Annotated in this window: 16 protein-coding genes; 7 read left to right on the top strand and 9 right to left on the bottom strand. The window is 53.5% G+C overall.

Features of this window, described 5'->3' with window-relative positions:
- Positions 1-2: 2 nt before the first annotated feature.
- The 7 genes from AC6I8X_RS06700 to mntR form a co-directional block, all read right to left on the bottom strand.
- Entirely contained in the window at positions 3-1,595 is a 1,593-nt protein-coding gene (locus AC6I8X_RS06700; RefSeq protein WP_313685384.1) for an ABC-F family ATPase, read from the bottom strand.
- A gap of 186 nt (positions 1,596-1,781) precedes the next feature.
- Complete coding sequence (locus tag AC6I8X_RS06695) at positions 1,782-2,183, bottom strand: H-NS family histone-like protein (RefSeq protein ID WP_299446511.1); 402 nt, start codon at positions 2,181-2,183, stop codon at positions 1,782-1,784.
- A 413-nt stretch (positions 2,184-2,596) separates the two neighbouring features.
- Positions 2,597-4,120, bottom strand: coding sequence for an efflux transporter outer membrane subunit (locus AC6I8X_RS06690; protein WP_313685380.1), 1,524 nt, complete (start codon positions 4,118-4,120; stop codon positions 2,597-2,599).
- Between the two features lies 1 nt (position 4,121).
- Entirely contained in the window at positions 4,122-5,690 is a 1,569-nt protein-coding gene (locus AC6I8X_RS06685) for a DHA2 family efflux MFS transporter permease subunit (protein WP_299446517.1), read from the bottom strand.
- Complete coding sequence (locus AC6I8X_RS06680; RefSeq protein WP_313685377.1) at positions 5,687-6,826, bottom strand: HlyD family secretion protein; 1,140 nt, start codon at positions 6,824-6,826, stop codon at positions 5,687-5,689. The genes AC6I8X_RS06685 and AC6I8X_RS06680 overlap by 4 nt, the downstream gene beginning before the upstream one ends.
- A gap of 185 nt (positions 6,827-7,011) precedes the next feature.
- Positions 7,012-8,121, bottom strand: a complete 1,110-nt coding sequence (locus AC6I8X_RS06675; protein ID WP_313685375.1) for an SLC13 family permease — start codon at positions 8,119-8,121, stop codon at positions 7,012-7,014.
- A gap of 24 nt (positions 8,122-8,145) precedes the next feature.
- Positions 8,146-8,604, bottom strand: a complete 459-nt coding sequence (gene mntR / locus AC6I8X_RS06670) for a manganese-binding transcriptional regulator MntR (protein ID WP_299446524.1) — start codon at positions 8,602-8,604, stop codon at positions 8,146-8,148.
- Positions 8,605-8,868: 264 nt separating this feature from the next.
- Here mntR and AC6I8X_RS06665 point away from each other — a divergent pair, with 264 nt between their 5' ends.
- Positions 8,869-9,063: a hypothetical protein gene (locus AC6I8X_RS06665; RefSeq protein WP_299446526.1), complete on the top strand. Its 195-nt coding sequence runs from the start codon at positions 8,869-8,871 to the stop codon at positions 9,061-9,063.
- A gap of 151 nt (positions 9,064-9,214) precedes the next feature.
- Here AC6I8X_RS06665 and ompX read toward each other — a convergent pair whose 3' ends face one another.
- Positions 9,215-9,724: an outer membrane protein OmpX gene (gene ompX / locus AC6I8X_RS06660; protein ID WP_313685372.1), complete on the bottom strand. Its 510-nt coding sequence runs from the start codon at positions 9,722-9,724 to the stop codon at positions 9,215-9,217.
- A 378-nt stretch (positions 9,725-10,102) separates the two neighbouring features.
- On the opposite strand from ompX, the gene rhtA reads away from it, so the two are divergent.
- From rhtA to ybiO, 6 genes are all read left to right on the top strand, one after another.
- Positions 10,103-11,011 (top strand): threonine/homoserine exporter RhtA, encoded by a 909-nt coding sequence (gene rhtA / locus AC6I8X_RS06655; RefSeq protein ID WP_299446532.1) that lies wholly within the window; start codon positions 10,103-10,105, stop codon positions 11,009-11,011.
- 318 nt (positions 11,012-11,329) lie between these two features.
- Positions 11,330-11,833 (top strand): DNA starvation/stationary phase protection protein Dps, encoded by a 504-nt coding sequence (dps, locus tag AC6I8X_RS06650; RefSeq protein ID WP_036624544.1) that lies wholly within the window; start codon positions 11,330-11,332, stop codon positions 11,831-11,833.
- A 323-nt stretch (positions 11,834-12,156) separates the two neighbouring features.
- Entirely contained in the window at positions 12,157-12,903 is a 747-nt protein-coding gene (gene glnH / locus AC6I8X_RS06645) for a glutamine ABC transporter substrate-binding protein GlnH (protein ID WP_084873635.1), read from the top strand.
- Between the two features lie 84 nt (positions 12,904-12,987).
- Positions 12,988-13,647 carry a glutamine ABC transporter permease GlnP gene (gene glnP, locus AC6I8X_RS06640; protein WP_084873634.1) on the top strand — a complete coding sequence of 220 codons (660 nt, stop codon included), beginning with the start codon at positions 12,988-12,990 and terminating at the stop codon, positions 13,645-13,647.
- A complete protein-coding gene (gene glnQ / locus AC6I8X_RS06635; RefSeq protein ID WP_497840772.1) occupies positions 13,644-14,366 on the top strand; it encodes a glutamine ABC transporter ATP-binding protein GlnQ in 723 nt (240 codons plus the stop codon). The genes glnP and glnQ overlap by 4 nt, the downstream gene beginning before the upstream one ends.
- 127 nt (positions 14,367-14,493) lie before the next feature.
- Positions 14,494-16,764: a mechanosensitive channel protein gene (gene ybiO, locus AC6I8X_RS06630; protein WP_497840771.1), complete on the top strand. Its 2,271-nt coding sequence runs from the start codon at positions 14,494-14,496 to the stop codon at positions 16,762-16,764.
- A gap of 2 nt (positions 16,765-16,766) precedes the next feature.
- Here the strand turns inward: ybiO and rlmF are convergent, their stop codons facing one another.
- Entirely contained in the window at positions 16,767-17,690 is a 924-nt protein-coding gene (rlmF, locus tag AC6I8X_RS06625; RefSeq protein ID WP_497840770.1) for a 23S rRNA (adenine(1618)-N(6))-methyltransferase RlmF, read from the bottom strand.
- Positions 17,691-17,744 lie beyond the last annotated feature (54 nt).

The following is a 17,744-nucleotide window of genomic DNA, read 5'->3' as shown; positions in this document are numbered from 1 at the left end:
TTTTATACAATACCCTGACTACGCAGATAATCTTCGTAGTTGCCGGTGAAGTCCACCACGCGATCGCCTTTAAATTCCAGCACGCGGGTCGCCAGCGAGCTAACAAACTCACGGTCATGCGACACAAAAATCAGTGTGCCTTCATACATTTCCAGCGCCATATTGAGCGATTCGATCGATTCCATATCGAGGTGGTTAGTCGGTTCGTCCATAATCAGGATGTTCGGCTTCTGCATCATCAGCTTACCAAACAGCATGCGCCCCTTCTCACCACCGGAAAGCACTTTGGCTGGCTTTTTGATATCGTCCTGGCTGAAGAGCAGACGACCCAGAATGCTGCGCACCGCCTGCTCATCGTCGCTTTCCTGTTTCCACTGACTCATCCAGTCAAACACCGTCAGATCGTCGGCAAAATCGGCAGCGTGATCCTGCGCGTAATAACCGATGCGCGCATTTTCTGACCACTTCACCGTACCGCTTTCCGGCGTCAGTTCACCCACCAGCGTTTTCAGCAAGGTGGTTTTACCGATACCGTTGGCACCCAGCACCGCCATTTTCTCTCCCACTTCTAACAGCAGGTTGAGATTTTTAAATAACGGACCGTTATCAAAACCTTTGGTGATGGCTTCCACTTCCAGCGCATTACGGAACAGCTTCTTATCCTGGTCAAAACGGATATAGGGATTCTGACGGCTGGAGGCTTTCACTTCATCCAGTTTGATTTTATCAATCTGTTTCGCGCGTGAAGTTGCCTGACGTGATTTTGAGGCGTTAGCGCTAAAACGACTGACAAAAGATTGCAGCTCGGCAATTTGCGCTTTCTTTTTCGCGTTATCCGATAATAAACGTTCACGCACCTGGGTCGCTGCGGTCATATATTCGTCGTAATTACCCGGATAAACCCGTAGCTCACCGTAATCCAGATCTGCCATATGGGTGCAAACCATATTCAGAAAATGACGGTCATGCGAAATGATGATCATGGTACTGTTGCGTTCGTTCAGTACCTGCTCCAGCCAGCGAATCGTATCAATATCCAGGTTGTTGGTCGGTTCATCAAGCAACAGAATATCCGGATTAGCAAACAGCGCCTGCGCCAGCAGCACACGTAATTTCCAGCCGGGAGCAATTTCACTCATCGGTCCGTAATGCTGCTCCACCGGAATACCGACACCCAGTAATAATTCCCCTGCGCGGGATTCGGCACTGTAACCATCCATTTCACCGTATAGCACTTCGAGGTCGGCCACTTTATAGCCCTCCTCTTCGCTCATTTCCGGCAGAGCATATATCCGATCACGCTCCTGTTTGACGGTCCATAATTCCTGGTGACCCATAATCACGGTATCGAGCACGCTATATTGCTCAAACGCAAACTGGTCCTGACGCAGCTTACCGATACGTTCGTTTGGATCGAGGGAAACATTTCCCGCCGATGGCACCAGGTCGCCGCCCAGTATTTTCATGAAGGTCGATTTACCGCTGCCGTTTGCACCGATTAAACCGTAACGATTACCGCCGCCAAACTTAACGGAGATATTCTCAAACAGCGGCTTACTGCCGAACTGCATGGTGATATTGCTGGAAACTAACACGGCATTGACCTTTGTTACGCAGTGGAGGAAAAAACAGCGGGCATTATGCCAGAAGCAGGCCCCAGGACGCCACCACTGAGCCTGTCAGCTTGTGCGGTTGGCCGGTAGCGTATTGTTGCTACGACAGAAATAAAAAAGCCGAAGGTGCATGTCACCTTCGGCTCCCGTCTACAAGGATTGTGCAGATTATTTGATCAGGAAGCTGTCGAGGCTTTTGCCAGCATCCAGCGCCTTTTTAATCGCTGCCGGAGTACGACCCTGACCTGTCCAGGATTTCTCTTCACCGTTCTCATCAGTGTAAGAATATTTTGCCGGACGCGGTGCGCGCTTAGCGCGTTTTTTACCGGTATCCAGCGCACCCAGTAATTCGTTCGGATCGATACCATCAGCCAGCAGCATTTCGCGGTATTTAGACAGTTTCTCTTCTTTTTCGCGATTCTGTGCTTCTTCAGCTTCAACTTCGTCACGACGCTCAGTCACTACCACGGTTAATTTTTCCAGAATCTCTTCCAGATCGGTCAGCGGCAGTTCACGAGCCTGCGCACGTAATGTACGAATGTTGTTCAGAACTTTAAATGCGTCACTCATCACAATGTCCTTGCTTAAGGGGTTTAAATAAACTGTAGCGGCAAGACTACCCAATTCAAATAAAAAAACAAATTAATTTTACATCGCAGATAATTCTTAAGTGATGACAATATTGATCACGCGGTTGATTAAATCTGTGAAGTCGCTTTTATTAAACCTGAATTAACCCGATAACTTGTACCACCTGCTGGAACTTGCATCGATTTTAAGCCAGCACTTTGTCTGCTGCAGAAGTGAACACAAAGGTAAACAAAGATTAATAGCCTGACAAAAACATGTTTTACGGCGGCATTTTTTTATTTATGTAATGGTAACGTCGCCCCAGTCACCTCCGGTTAATTTGCCAGGACAATGTCAGTGATGTTATTTCATCGGAGAGAAGACCGCAGATAAAAATCTGCGGTCAGCAGGGGTTATTTCACCGTGGTTGCCGGACCAAACACTGAATAGTCCGGCAAGTTGACGTTCTGATAAGGCTCCCAGCCGCCGCCGAGAGCTTTATACAGCGCCACCAGATCCAGTGCCGTTTGCATCCGCGCCTGGGTTAATTGTGCCTGCGCCTGCGCCAGCTGACGTTGCGCATCCAGCACGTCAAGGAAAGTCGAAATGCCCTGACGATAGCTGTCGGTGGCAAGGTCAAAAGCATGTTGCAACGCATCGGCGGTTTCAGTCAGCGCGGTGACCTGCTGCTGATCGGCGCGGTAACTGACCAGCGCATTTTCCACGTCCTGCAATGCGGTAAGCACCGTCTGACGATACGCCAGCGCCGCATTGGCCTGCTCTGCACGCGCCAGTTTCACGTTCGCCACTAGTTGTCCGCCCTGGAAAATCGGTATCGATAACGAGGGGCCGATGCTGTAAAAGTGGCTGCTCCAGTTATCGAGATAGCTGGCATCGGTGTTGCGTACCCCGAGTTGTCCGGTGAGAGACAGACTGGGGAACAGATCGGCCACCGAGACGCCAATGTTGGCCGTTTGCGCGTGTAAGGTGGCTTCAGCCTGGCGGATATCCGGGCGACGGCGCGCCAGGGTGGAAGGAATGCCGACCGATACCAGTTTGGGCAGCACCGGCAGCGGCTTATCGTTCGCCAGTTCGTTATCCAGCGATCCCGGCGTTTTACCCAGTAACACCGCCAGACCATTCATCGCCTGATGTTCCTGCGCCTGATATTGCGGCAGCTGCGCATTAAGCGAAGCCAGTTGCGCACGGGCATTCTCCACATCGGTGAGCGGAGCCATACCATTGCGCTGCTGGCTTTGCGTCAGCTCAGAGGTTTGCTGTGCGATAGCGATTTGCTGTTGCAGCGTTTGCAGCACCGCCTGCGCGCCGCGCAGCTGCAGATAAGCCCGCGCCACTTCCGCCTGTAGCGACACCAGCGCATCATTGCGTTGCTCAATCGCCGCCTGCTGCTGCGCATTGGCCATTTCCATCTGCCGCCGTACTTTGCCCCACAGATCCAGTTCCCAGCTGGCATCGAAACTGCCCTGATACAAATTCACCGAGTGAGTCAGGCCATTAAGCTGATCCGCCACATCGCTGTCTACCTGATTGTAAACTCCGTTCGATTCCAGCAACCCTTTCAGCCCAAGCTGCTGACGCGTCACCTTCGCGGAACCGCTTAAACTGGGAAATAATCCTCCACGTGCCTGCGCCAGCTGTTCACGCGCCCCGGCAATGCGCAGTACCGCCTGTTGTAGCGTCAGGTTATCGGCGATGGCACGCGTAATCAGACTGTCGAGCTGCGGGTCATTAAAGGTTTTCCACCACAGCGGATTGGTGGCGGCGGATAGCGGTTTTGAGGCTTCCTGTGACGCTAAATCGTGGTAACTGCCCGGCGTTTGCGCATGGGGTGGCTGATAATCGGGACCGACCGCACATCCCGCCAGCAGCAGCGCCAGAGCAGTCAGTGACGGTGCGAAGCGCAACGGCTTGTTCATTTTAATGTGCTCCTGCGCTGCCTTCGCTCTTGATCGGCGAAAGCAACCAACAAAAAGGAATCAACAGCAACGCCACGATACTCAGCCCCATAAACACGTCGATATAGGCAAGAATGCGCGCCTGAGCAATCATCTCCTGGTAAAGCTGGCCGCTGGCAAGTTGCAGCGGATCACCCACCGCAGTGGTGTAATCACGGATGGCCTGCGCCCAGTGTTGCAGCGTCAGGTTAAAGGGTTCGTTCAGTGGCGTCATGTTATGCACCATATTGGCCGACTGCGTCTGCATACGCTCGGTGATTGCGGCGGTCGAGAGCGAAATGCCAATCGATCCCGCGACGTTACGGAACATGGTAAACAACGCCGCCGCATCAGCATTGAGACGCTGCGGTATGGTGACAAAAGCGATGGTGGTCAGCGGCACAAACAGGAAGCCGAGGCCAATCGACTGTGCGCTGCGCATCATTACCAGGGTGGTGAAGTCCACATTCGGAGTCAGTCGGGTGGAATAGAGAAACGCCAGCGTCAGACAGGTGAAGCCAAAGGCGATGATGTAACGCGTCTGCACGATTGGCATCAGCTTCAGCACCAGCGGGATGGTGAGCACAATTAACACCGCCCCGGGCGACAGTACTAATCCCGACCAGGTGGCGGTATATCCCAGATCCTGCTGTGCCAGTTGTGGCAACACCACCGAACTGCCGTACAGAATCATCGCCATACCCGCCATCAGCAGCCCGGCAACCCAGAAGTTGCGATCCTTCATCACCGTCAAATCCACCACCGGTTTGCGCACGTACAACAGCCAGTACACCGCCCCGACAATGCCGACCACCGCCAGCCCGGCGAACAACCGGATAAAGTGGGAAGCGAACCAGTCTTCATCTTCGCCACGATCCAGCATCACCTGCAAACAGCCCAGCCCGATGGTGATTAACCCGATACCGATATAATCGATCTTCAGGCGACCTTTGCTCCACTTGCTTTCCCACGGTGGATCTTCCAGCAGCTGGTAAATCGCCAGCACCGTCAGAATCCCCACCGGAATATTGATAAAGAACACCCAGCGCCAGCTGTAGTTGTCGGTGATCCAGCCGCCCAGCGTCGGGCCAATCACCGGTGCCACGATGATCGCAATGGAGGAGAGGCCAAACGCCTTGCCGCGATCGGATGGTTTGAAATAGTCGAGCAACACCGATTGCTGCGTCGGCTGCAAGCCCCCGCCGAAGAAGCCCTGTAGCACCCGGAACAGAATGATTTGCCACAGTTCAGTGGCGATACCGCACAGGAATGAACAGACGGTGAACATCACGATGCAGATCATGAAAAACTGCTTGCGGCCAAACAAGCGAGTAAAGAAGGCCGAGATCGGCAGTACGATACCATTCGCCACCAGGTACGAGGTCAATACCCAGGTGGATTCGTCATAACTGGAGGAGAGCGATCCCGCGATATGCGGCAACGCGACGTTAACGATGGTGGTGTCGAGGATCTCCATAAACACCGCCAGCGTGACCATGATTGCGACCAGCCAGGGATTACTGGCCGGTTTCCAGCTCTGGCTGGCACTCATTCCACCGTCACCCTGGGTTCAACCGACAGACCAAGCGGCAGCGGATGATTGGCATCAAGACCTTTATCGATGACAATTTTCACCGGGACGCGCTGGACAATCTTGACGTAATTCCCGGTCGCGTTCTCAGCCGGGAAGGTCGAGAAACGTGAGCCGGTGCCCATTTGAATGCTGTCCACATGCCCCTCCAGCTTCAGGCTCGGCCAGGCATCGACACTGATAGCCACTTTATCGCCCGGATTCATGCGTTCCAGCTGCGACTCTTTAAAGTTGGCGGTAATCCAGATATCCGGTGACACCAGCGAGAACAACGCCGTCCCTGCCTGCACCAGCGAGCCAATATGGACGTTACGTTTGGTGACGAACCCGTCATAGGGCGCACGCACCTGGGTATAGGAAAGATTCAACTCTGCGGTGTTCAGCTGCGCCTGCGCCTGTTCCACCTGCTGCTGACGCGCTTCGACGTTGGTTTCCTGTGCTCGGATCTGCAAAGCCACCTGTGACGCCACTTCTACCTGCGCTTTTGCGCTCTGCAGCTGTGCCTCAGCAGAACGTAATTGCACCGTGGCGGTATCGATGTTGCGCTGTGAGGTAGCACGCGGATCAACGCCGCGCTGGCGACGATAATCAGCCTGCGCATTGAGCAAATTCGCCTGAGCTTTGGCCTGGTCGGCCAACGCCTGGTCGCGTTGCGCCGGGTACTGCACGCGTGACAGCGCCAGCTGCGCCTGGGCCTGATGCAGTTGCGCCTGCGCCAGTCCGAGCTGCGCCTTAGCCTGATCGCGCTGCGCGATGTTATCCCGTGGGTCGATTTCCACCAGCAAATCCCCCTGCTTCACTCGCTGGTTATCCCGTACCAGCAGTTTCACCACATAACCGGCGGCTTTGGGCGCGATCGTGACCGCATTGCCTTCGGTAAAGGCATCATCGGTGGTTTCAATATTGCGGTTGCTGAACCAGAACCAGAAAATCACCAGCAGCATGATTACCGCGACAATCGCGAGGATGATCAGTGGCTTTTTGCCGGGGCGTTTACGTTCCGACTCATTGTTTTCTGACGATTGGGAGTTGGTTTCTGCTGCCTGATGCGGATCCTGCGTGTTGTGCACTGCCGGCTGATTTTCGTTATCACTCATAAGTTGTCATCTTAATCCTGGCCCCGATCCCCGGGCGTAAACGGTCAAGTTAACCTTAGATAAGAAATTGACAAATTCCAGTGTTTCTTTACAAAACGGCGAACGCGCGCATTTTCGGCAAAAATGCGCGATAACATACTGAATATGCGATGGCTAACCGCGCTATGGGGAGAGAATTCGCTGGGTTAGCGTAGCCACTGGAGCAACAACCAGCCACTCAGCATCGACCACGCCAGCATGGGCAGTGAGAACAGATGGAAGCGCCACCAGACGCGGCTATCCTGCGCCATACGCAGCGCGATCAGATTTGCCAGCGAGCCAGGCAATAAACCAAAGCCACCGATGTTCACCGCCCAGGCCAGAATGTCAGAGGGCGGCACTTTCTGTAGCAGCAAAATGGTTGAAGGGACATTGCTGATGATTTGCGACAGACCAATCGCCAGCAGGTATAACCCGCCTTCGCCCAGTTGACCAATTTCCGCGAAATACGACTGTAACCACGGCAGGTGCATCAGCAGAAAGACATCGATAAACATGGCGACAAACACCAGCAGCAGGCTCCAGTCGATGCTGACCAGTACCTGGCGTGCCAGCAGCAGGAAACATCCCGCCACCAGCAGCAATGCCCAGCCGGTGAGTTTGAGTTCCAGCGCCACCACAAACACCAGATACAGCACCACGCTGAGGATAAACAGCGGCTTTTGCCACTGATGTGCCTCAGTCTGGGCATGTTTCTGGATAGTCCGCGCGGAAAAACTCCACCATGTCAGCGCCATCAGCGTCAGCATCAGCCAGGCCGCAAGTGGCAGCATTTGCAGAATAAACCCCGACACACTCAGCGTACCGTGGCTCCACAGCAAAATATTTTGCGGGTTGCCCACCGGAGTCAGCAGCGATCCGGCATTCACCGCCAGCGCTTCAAAGATGATCAGGCGCGAAATCGGCAGGCGGGAGAACTTACGTAAAGTTAGCGTCAGTGGCACCAGAATAAACAGCGCGACATCATTGGTGAGAAAGGTGGAGAGCAATGCAGCAGCGCACACCATAAACAACGCCAGCGCACGTTCATGGGAAAAGCGCTGGATCAGACGCGCGCCTAACACATCAAAATAACCGCTGTTTTCCAGGCCTTTGGTCAACATCAATAGCCCGGTGAGCGTCATGATGGTATGCCAGTCAACGGCACCGGGTAACTGCTGCCAGCGGAAATCCGCCATTGGCAGCAAAATCACGCCCAGCAACAACAGCAAATGCAAAATGCGATCACGCATTAACGAGCGAAGCACGATGGGCATGGTGGCGGAAGGCCTTAAAAAAAGTTAGCGACTCTCGTAAAACTTCTGGAAAACAGCGAGGGTTTCATCACTGACATGATGTTCAATACCTTCCGAATCACGACGCGCCGTTTCCGGGCTGATGCCCAGCGCCAGCAGGAAAGTTTCCACAATGTGATGGCGCGCACGGCTCTCTTCTGCCAGTTTTTCGCCTTCACGCGTCAGGAAAACCCCCCGGTACGGCACCTGTTCCACCAGGCCGGCACTGCCAAGACGTTTCAGCATTTTCGCCACGGTGGGTTGTGAAACACCGAGACGGGCAGCCATATCGACCTGACGAGCTTCGCCAAATTCACGAATTAAATCAGAGATTAACTCAACGTAGTCATCAATTAATTCACGACGATGCGCTTCGCGCACCTGGCGAAATCCTTCGACATGCTCCTCAATATCTTTAAGCGGTCCCTGTGGCGGGGTGATGGCGCTCTTGGCACGACGACTCATTCAGCTTCCTCTTTATTATTTGCCGTAACAGAACTGCGGTACGGGCTGGCTGCGCTCATTGTAAACCAGGCACAAATAAGCACAAAATTTTCCTAAATAGCATTGGCTAAAGGGTATAGCCGATGCTATATTCGCTGATAATGTAAGCAGCAATGCTCACAAAGGAGGCAAAAATGCATGAACCCTATTTGCTGTTGCTCCTTTTCCTGCTGTTCATCGCAGGGCTGTGCTTACTGTTACGTCGTCAATAATCGGGAGGTGAACATGACCACCATGAAAAGCTGCCTCGACTGTGGCAAATGCTTCCAGGCGGAAAAAAGCACATCGGCTTTCGAGCTGAAGTCACTGCTGTGCCTGTTGAGCCGCTCACCATTTGCGCTGCGTCTGATGCTGATCGAAAAGCTCACCGGCAAAAAAATCGCGGAACGTCCCTGCCCGAATCTGATCTGGCGCGGTTAAGCGCTCTCTCTGACGTACATTTTCCGACGGCGCGATTATCGCGCCGTTTTTGCTTATCGGCTGAAAAATGCCGAATTAATCGCACCGCGACAAGCATAAAAAAACGGCCCATCGGGCCGTTTTTGTTTGCAACTCTGGTCTAAGCAAAAACTTAGAAGCTGTAACCTACGCCAGCAATCCAGGTGCCTACATCGACGCTGCGGATGCGGCTCTGCTCGTAGCCCACGTCCAGTGCAACGTTCTGAATCGGGTTGAACTGCAGACCGGCACCGTAAGAGAAACCTACGTCGCTGGTGTCAGATTTCTGACGGTCAACACCGTTAGACTGGAATTTACCGTAGCCGATACCGACAACACCGTAGATGCTCGCCCAGTCATTCAGACGGTAAGCCGGACCACCGGTAATGCCGTAGTACTGGCCTTTGTTGTACACGCCAGCGTCAGTACGGTCTTTCTCGGTATAGGTGAAAGAACCGATCCAACCCAGCGGGTTAGTACCATCTTCGTAACGGTATTTCAGGTTGAAGCCGTTAGCTTTGTTGGCAACACCCTGCATATCGCTCTGAGCGTAACCACCGGTAACGGTGCTCTGAGCCATGGCAGAACCTGCGGATACTGCCAGTACACAAGCCAGTGCTGAAAGACATGCAATTTTTTTCATAACCACCTCAAATGTGATAAAACTTCTCTCCTGACAACGCTGAAAATATAACAAAAAATAGCGCGAAACTCTGCCGCTATTTTGTTGTCTAACAGATTGTTTGGTGTAACAGAAAGTTAATGAAGTTTCCTATGTCATTCATTTTTCTTATAAAAAACGTCATCTTTTTGCAATGAATTTTCTGTCCCCCAGTTACACCTTTAAGTAAATTCCTAAACTAATCTGACATTTCTTTACTTAACTGGCCCTGGATTTGGCTATTTTCGCATCAGTCGTTTCGCTTATTTTTACCTGCTGTGCGCCTCCTTATTTGCCCTCAATTCCTTTACACTGCTGGCTGTTACTTTGATGTTAATAACAACAGGAATTGATTCCAGGATGTCCGCACCTCTGACTGCCAAAAAACTGACGCCGGTGTTTTTCCCCATCGCGGTGTTGCTGATTGCTATGCTCTCCCTGCAAGGCGGCGCATCTCTGGCAAAATCGCTGTTCCCCACTGTAGGCGCACCGGGTATCACCGCGCTGCGTCTCGGGCTTGGCACCCTGATCCTCTGCGCCATCTTTAAACCCTGGCGTTTGCGCTTCACGCGTGAGCAGCGCATGCCGCTGCTGATGTATGGACTGGCGCTCGGCTGTATGAACTATCTGTTCTATCTCTCTATCCGCACCGTGCCGCTTGGCGTGGCGGTTGGGCTGGAATTTACCGGCCCGCTGACGCTGGCGCTGCTGGGGTCACGCCGTCCGCTGGATTTCCTCTGGGTACTGCTGGCGGTTACCGGTCTGTGGTTTCTGTTGCCGATAGGCGAAGGGATGAGCCACATTGATCCGCTCGGTGCGTTGCTGGCCGTCGGTGCCGGGGCCTGCTGGGCGATTTATATTCTGGCAGGACAACGCGCCGGGGCCGAGCATGGCCCGGCTACAGTAGCGATGGGTTCACTCGTCGCCTCGATCATTTTTGTCCCGCTCGGATTGACCTTTGCGCATAGTGGCATCTGGCATTGGGAAATTTTACCGCTGGCGCTGGTGATTGCCCTGCTCTCCAGCGCTATTCCCTATTCGCTGGAGATGATGGCGTTAACCCGCCTCCCTGCGCGCATTTTTGGCACGCTGATGAGTCTGGAACCCGCCATGGCGGCGTTATCCGGCATGTTGTTCCTTGGCGAATTGCTGACGCTAAAACAGTGGGTTGCTTTGCTGGCGATCATTATCGCCTCAGCCGGTTCCACTCTGACCATGAAACAAAAAGCAGCGCAAATTAATGAAGTCGATTTAAATCCGCCACAGTGATCGGCGCTATATTCAGCTGGCCGACGGGTCAGCTGAATATATAAACCGTTCTCATTATCACTTTTTAATTGTTACTTCGACCATTCTGTTATTATTTTGCAACATTGATGAACGATAATTAACAGCCATATTTTATCTGACTGATAAAATTGAATTTTCCCACAAAACCTTCTCGCCAGCGTTTTATCCATTGCCGATGATCAATTTGTGTTTACCTATTCCTGATATTGACTGAATCAATCCTGCATCACAGAGAAGTGCTGCTATACTTAGTCCCGTGCTTGATTAGGACAACCCATCAACGAGAGGACTTTAATGATGAGTACCGCAAAACTGGTTAAAACAAAATCTTCCGATCTGATTTACACCCGCAACGACGTGGCTGATAGTGAGAAGAAAGCCACCATTGAGGTTCTCAACCGTCTGGTCGTGGAGTTTATTGACCTGTCGCTGATCACCAAACAGGCGCACTGGAACATGCGCGGAGCGAACTTTATTGCGGTGCATGAAATGCTGGATGGCTTCCGTACCGCAATTACCGATCATCAGGACACCATCGCAGAGCGCGTGGTACAGCTGGGTGGCGTTGCCCTGGGTACGACCCAGGTTGTCAATGACAAAACACCGCTGAAAAGCTACCCGCTTAACATTCACAGCGTGCAGGATCACCTAAAAGCGTTAGCCGACCGTTATGCCATCGTCGCCAACGACGTACGCAAGGCGATCAGCGAAGTGAGTGACGAAGACAGTGCGGATATTTTCACTGCGGCTTCACGTGATCTCGATAAGTTCCTGTGGTTTATCGAATCCAATATCGAATAATCAGCAAATTCCTAATAAGGCGGGTTCTCCCGCCTTTTTTTATGTCTGTGTAACATTCTGGTGCTTTTTTTGACACCGTTAACAATTTCTTCATCCTTGCTTTCCCTGCCCTGCGCTCTGGTGCAAACTGAGATCTGCACCACAACAGCACCGCGCACTATTTTGGTGCTTCATATTGGTGCAAATTCTTCTATACAAGCAAAATCGTGTCAGCCATGCTATGCAAGCTGCTGATTTCGCGACAAATGAAAAGTTGGCATAGTTTTTTCATATGATTAGCCGCAAATCAGGCCAGCTGGTCTGGAAGGTAATAAGGAAAAATGATGAAGTCACTGATTAAAGTCTCCGTGGCAGCCCTGGCGCTGGCCTTCTCCCTTTCATCCACCGCAGCAGACAAAAAACTGGTTGTCGCCACTGACACCGCTTTCGTTCCGTTCGAATTTAAGCAGGGCGACCAGTACGTCGGCTTTGATATCGATCTGTGGGCAGCTATCGCTAAAGAGCTGAAACTGGATTACACCCTGAAGCCAATGGATTTCAGCGGCATCATCCCGGCACTGCAAACCCGTAACGTGGATCTGGCGCTGGCGGGTATCACCATTACCGATGAGCGTAAGAAAGCCATTGAATTTTCAGACGGCTACTACAAAAGTGGTCTGCTGGTGATGGTGCGTGAAAACGAAAACAACATCAAAAGTATCGATGATCTGAACGGCAAAGTCGTGGCAGTGAAAAGCGGTACCGGTTCTGTTGATTACGCGAAAGCGCACATCAAATCGAAAGATCTGCGTCAGTTCCCGAACATTGACAATGCTTACATGGAGTTAGGCACCAACCGTGCTGACGCTGTGCTGCACGATACCCCGAACATCCTGTACTTCATCCACACTGCGGGCAAAGGTCGCTTCAAAGCGGTTGGCGAATCTATCGAAGCTCAGCAGTACGGCATCGCTTTCCCGAAAGGCAGCGACGACCTGCGTGAAAAAGTGAACGGCGCGCTGAAAACCCTGCGTGAAAACGGCACTTACAACACCATCTATAAAAAATGGTTCGGCAGCGAGCCTAAATAATTCGCATTTTGTTCTATTTTTATCTTTGAAGCAGGGCTGATTCCGCCCTGCTTTTTCCATCGCAACAGATTCTGGAGTTCCACCATGGAGTTTGACTGGAGCGTCATTTGGCCTGCCATCCCGATTTTGCTGGAAGGCGCCAAAATGACCCTGATTATTTCGGTCCTCGGCTTGATCGGCGGTTTGATTATCGGCCTGGTCGCCGGTTTCGCCCGCGCTTACGGCGGCTGGATCGCTAACAACATCGCACTGGTTTTCATTGAATTAATTCGCGGCACGCCGATTGTGGTGCAGGTGATGTTTATCTACTTCGCCCTGCCGATGGCTTTCCCGGATTTACGTATTGATCCGTTCACTGCTGCGGTGGTGACCATCATGATCAACTCCGGTGCCTATATCGCGGAAATCACCCGTGGTGCGGTGCTGTCGATCAACAAAGGCTTCCGTGAGGCCGGTCTGGCACTGGGTCTGTCGCGCCGCGAAACGCTGCGCTATGTGATCATGCCGCTGGCATTGCGCCGTATGCTGCCGCCGCTGGGTAACCAGTGGATTGTCAGCATTAAAGACACCTCGCTGTTTATCGTCATTGGCGTGGCAGAACTGACCCGTCAGGGCCAGGAGATCATCGCCGGTAACTTCCGCGCGCTGGAAATCTGGAGCGCCGTTGCCGTTATCTATCTGATTATTACGCTGGTGTTGAGCTTTGTGCTGCGCCGTATTGAGAAAAGGGTGAAAATCCTGTGATTGAATTTAAAAACGTCTCTAAGAACTTCGGCCAGACGCAGGTACTGCACGATATCAACCTGAAGATTAATCAGGGTGAAGTGGTAGTGATTATCGGCCCTTCGGGCTCCGGCAAATCGACGCTGCTGCGTTGTATTAACAAGCTGGAAGAGATCACCACTGGCGATCTGATCGTGGATGGCATGAAAGTTAACGACCCGAAAGTCGATGAACGCCTGATTCGTCAGGAAGCAGGCATGGTGTTCCAGCAGTTCCATCTGTTCCCGCAAATGAGCGCGCTGGATAACGTGGCCTTTGGTCCGATCCGCGTGCGCGGTGCAAAGAAAGAAGACGCGCAAAAACTGGCGCGTGAACTGCTGGGTAAAGTGGGGCTGGCGGAACGCGCGCACCACTTTCCGTCAGAATTGTCCGGTGGTCAGCAGCAGCGCGTGGCGATTGCCCGTGCACTGGCAGTGAAGCCAAAAATGATGCTGTTCGATGAGCCAACCTCAGCACTTGACCCGGAACTGCGTCATGAAGTGCTGAAAGTGATGCAGGATCTGGCCGAAGAAGGCATGACCATGGTGATCGTGACACACGAAGTGGGCTTCGCCCAGAAAGTGGCTTCACGCCTGATCTTCATCGACAAAGGCACCATCGCCGAAGATGGCAACCCGGACGAGTTGATTAGCAACCCGCCGAGCGATCGTCTGCGCGAGTTTTTGCAGCACGTGTCTTAAACCGGCAATTATCGTAGCGGCGCGATAAATCGCGCCGCTACGCGCGGGTATACATCCCCCCTTTCAGATTCATCTCCCTCCTGCGCTGTCTATACTTTTCCCTTGTGCCAAAATCAGGGAGAAAGCCATGTCGTTTGCCAGCCCACCATGGCGTCGAGCCATCAGCTGGGGTCTGGGTGTTATTTTCCTGTTGCTGATCCCGGCTGCCCAGGCCGTCACCCTGCCACAGGCCGCTGTTGCCGCGCAGCAGTCACCGTCACCCGCCGCAACCACCAGCACCGCGCCAACGCTGGAGGATAAAAAAGCCGCCTATGCCGCGTTGGCTAATATTCTGGAAAATAACGATTCCCGTCAGGAGCTGATTGATCAGCTGCGTCAGGCAGCCAATAGTCCCTCCACCAGCCAGCAACCGGTACTGGCCCCGCCGCAGGTGGAAGCAGAAGATCCGACGGTGCTGGAAAGCGTCACCAGTGTCACCCGTGAATATGGCGGAGCCGTCGCATCCCAGTTTGTCCGGCTGCACGACAGCATTGCCAACGCACCACACAAGGCCTTCAACCAGCAAACTTTCCTCAATGCCCTGCAACACTTTGCTGGTCTGGCTGCCGCAGTGTTTGCTTTTTACTGGCTGGCGCGACGCCTGATGGGGCCCATCTGGCAACGCATGGGGCGCTGGGGCCGTAACCACAATCTGGAACGCAGCAAATGGCTGCATCTGCCCGCCACCATTGTGCTGGCTTTTATCATTGATTTACTGCTGCTGGCGTTGACGCTGTTTCTCGGCCAGATCATCAGCGACAATTACCACGGTGATAATCGCACCATCGCCTATCAGCAGGGCCTGTTCCTGAATGCCTTCGCGCTGATTGAGTTCTTCAAAGCGGTACTGCGCCTGATTTTTTGCCCACGCTTCCCTGCCCTGCGCTTTTTTCATTTGTCCGATGCGCGCGCCCGCTACTGGAACACCCGCCTGAGCTGGCTGAGCGGCATCATTGGTTATGGTTTGCTGGTGGTGGTACCGATTGTGTCCAATCAGGTGAATATGCAGGTCGCCGCGCTGGTTAACGTGCTGGTGATGGGGATCATGACGGTGTGGGCGCTGTGGCTGATTTTTCGTAACAAGCGCAATATCCATGAAGAATTATCACGGCTGGCTGACCGCAGCCTGAGCTTCTTCGCGCTGTTTATCCGCGCCTTTGGCATGGTATGGCACTGGCTGGCGAGCGCGTATTTTATCGCGCTGTTCCTGTTCTCCATTTTCAATCCCGGCGACAGCCTGAAATTTATGATGTCCGCCACGGTGCGCAGCCTGGCGATCATCGGTATTGCCGCGTTGATTTCCGGCATGCTAACGCGCTGGATTGGCAAAACCCTGACCCTGTCACCCGACATGCGGCGCAACTATCCTGAACTGCAAAAACGCGTCAACGATTGGGTCAAGGCGCTGCTGAAGCTGGCGCGGGTGATCACCGTATTTGCCACTCTGCTAATGCTACTCAATGCGTGGAACCTGTTTGATCTCTGGCACTGGCTGACGTTCGGTGCCGGACAGAAGATGGTCGATGTCATGATCCGCATCGTGATGATCGTGCTGCTTTCGGCGATTGGCTGGACGCTGCTCGCCAGCCTGATTGAAAGCCGTCTGGCTTCCGATTCTCATGGCCGTCCGATGCCCAGCGCCCGTACCCGTACGCTGCTGACGCTATTCCGTAATGCGCTGGCGGTGGTGATCAGCACCATTACCATCATGATTTTACTGTCTGAAGTGGGGGTGAATATTGCCCCGTTACTGGCTGGTGCCGGGGCGCTGGGGCTGGCGGTGTCGTTTGGTTCGCAAACGCTGGTAAAAGACATCATCACCGGCATCTTTATCCAGTTTGAGAACGGCATGAATACTGGCGATCTGGTGACCATTGGCAGCATCACCGGCACCGTGGAGCGAATGTCGATTCGATCGGTCGGGGTGCGTCAGGATACCGGTGCGCTGAATATTATTCCGTGGTCATCCATCACCACCTTCGCCAACTTTGTGCGCGGTATCGGCTCGTTTGTTGCCAACTATGATGTCGATCGCAGCGAAGACACGGCGAGAGTGAACGCTACCTTGCAGGCCGCGGTGAAGGAGTTGCTGGAAAACCCGGAAATTCGCGGCATGGTAATTGGCGAGCCAAGCTTTGCCGGACTGGTCGGACTCACCAGCCAATCTTTTACCGTCCGCGTCTCCTTTACCACTCAGCCTCTAAAGCAGTGGTCGGTGAGGTTTGCGCTGGACGACAAAGTGAAAAAACATTTTGACGCAGCGGGAATTAAAGCGCCGCATCAGACGGTGGAGGTGATGCAAACCGGCAGCGACGTAGCATCCGCCGCCAGCTTTCCGGCTCTGCCACCGACGCCGTGAGTTTAGCGTTTCAGCCGCTGGGCGCGTCCGGCTTCCGGCAGGAAGGTCCAGGCGAGAAAACGGCTTTGTTTCTGGCCCTGCGCCATTTCGATGATGCGGACCTCGTACGCTTCTGCATCACGCAGCTGGTCGCGCAACGCAGGCAGATTCTCTTTGCGTGACACCAGCGAGGTGAACCACACAATGCGGTCAGCAAAAGCCACGCTTTCATCGATCATCCGGCCAATAAACCGACGTTCGCCGCCGTCACACCACAATTCGTTATGCTGACCACCGAAGTTCAGCGGCGTATTTTTCTTTAAACCGAGGTTGCGCACTTTACGCTGGCTGCCCGCTGCCGCTTCTTCTGCCGACGCATGGAACGGCGGATTGCACAGCACCGCCTGGTAGCGTTCATTTTTGTGCACCACACCGGCGAAGATCGCCTCGGGCTGCTTCTGCCGACGCAGACGAATCCCGCGCTGCAAACCCGGATTGCTGGCAACGATATGATTAGCCGCCGTGATGGCTTCCGCCGTGATCTCGGTACCGGTAAAGCGCCAGCCATATTCCGCGTGCCCAATCAGCGGATAGATGCAGTTAGCACCGCAACCTATATCCATCACATCCACATCGCGCGGGATCACGCCGCCATTATCGGTGGCCAGCAAATCAGCCAGCGCATGGATATAATCCGCTCGCCCCGGCACCGGCGGCGTAAGATAGCCTTCCGGCAGCTGCCAGTTCAGGTTGTAGAACAGCTTCAGCAGCGCCTGATTGAGCAACATCACCGCCTGCGGATCGGCAAAATCTACCGACAGCTCGCCATAACCGTTCGGGCGCACTTTGCCCGCCAGCGGCGGATGCGCTGCGGTGAGGGCAGCAAAATCATAACGGCCCTGATGGCGATTGCGGGGATGAAAGGGATTGGCGGCTGGCTTGTTCATAGGATCTCCGATAAATAACGCGGCGTAAGATACCCTTTGCCGGACAAAAAAGAA

This window comes from Pantoea sp. X-Soil-TKNS-1280 (assembly GCF_059730475.1).
The sequence above is the reverse complement of the archived record's forward strand: the minus strand, read 5'-3'. Positions and strand labels throughout refer to the sequence as shown.

Bases quoted from the DNA above. Each gene is read 5' to 3' on its own strand.
- AC6I8X_RS06695 (WP_299446511.1), bottom strand. From the start codon at position 2,183: ATGAGTGACGCATTTAAAGTTCTGAACAACATTCGTACATTACGTGCG.
- AC6I8X_RS06690 (WP_313685380.1), bottom strand. From the start codon at position 4,120: ATGAACAAGCCGTTGCGCTTCGCACCGTCACTGACTGCTCTGGCGCTG.
- AC6I8X_RS06685 (WP_299446517.1), bottom strand. From the start codon at position 5,690: ATGAGTGCCAGCCAGAGCTGGAAACCGGCCAGTAATCCCTGGCTGGTC.
- AC6I8X_RS06680 (WP_313685377.1), bottom strand. From the start codon at position 6,826: ATGAGTGATAACGAAAATCAGCCGGCAGTGCACAACACGCAGGATCCG.
- AC6I8X_RS06675 (WP_313685375.1), bottom strand. From the start codon at position 8,121: ATGCCCATCGTGCTTCGCTCGTTAATGCGTGATCGCATTTTGCATTTG.
- mntR (WP_299446524.1), bottom strand. From the start codon at position 8,604: ATGAGTCGTCGTGCCAAGAGCGCCATCACCCCGCCACAGGGACCGCTT.
- AC6I8X_RS06665 (WP_299446526.1), top strand. From the start codon at position 8,869: ATGACCACCATGAAAAGCTGCCTCGACTGTGGCAAATGCTTCCAGGCG.
- ompX (WP_313685372.1), bottom strand. From the start codon at position 9,724: ATGAAAAAAATTGCATGTCTTTCAGCACTGGCTTGTGTACTGGCAGTA.
- rhtA (WP_299446532.1), top strand. From the start codon at position 10,103: ATGTCCGCACCTCTGACTGCCAAAAAACTGACGCCGGTGTTTTTCCCC.
- dps (WP_036624544.1), top strand. From the start codon at position 11,330: ATGAGTACCGCAAAACTGGTTAAAACAAAATCTTCCGATCTGATTTAC.
- glnH (WP_084873635.1), top strand. From the start codon at position 12,157: ATGAAGTCACTGATTAAAGTCTCCGTGGCAGCCCTGGCGCTGGCCTTC.
- glnP (WP_084873634.1), top strand. From the start codon at position 12,988: ATGGAGTTTGACTGGAGCGTCATTTGGCCTGCCATCCCGATTTTGCTG.
- ybiO (WP_497840771.1), top strand. From the start codon at position 14,494: ATGTCGTTTGCCAGCCCACCATGGCGTCGAGCCATCAGCTGGGGTCTG.
- rlmF (WP_497840770.1), bottom strand. From the start codon at position 17,690: ATGAACAAGCCAGCCGCCAATCCCTTTCATCCCCGCAATCGCCATCAG.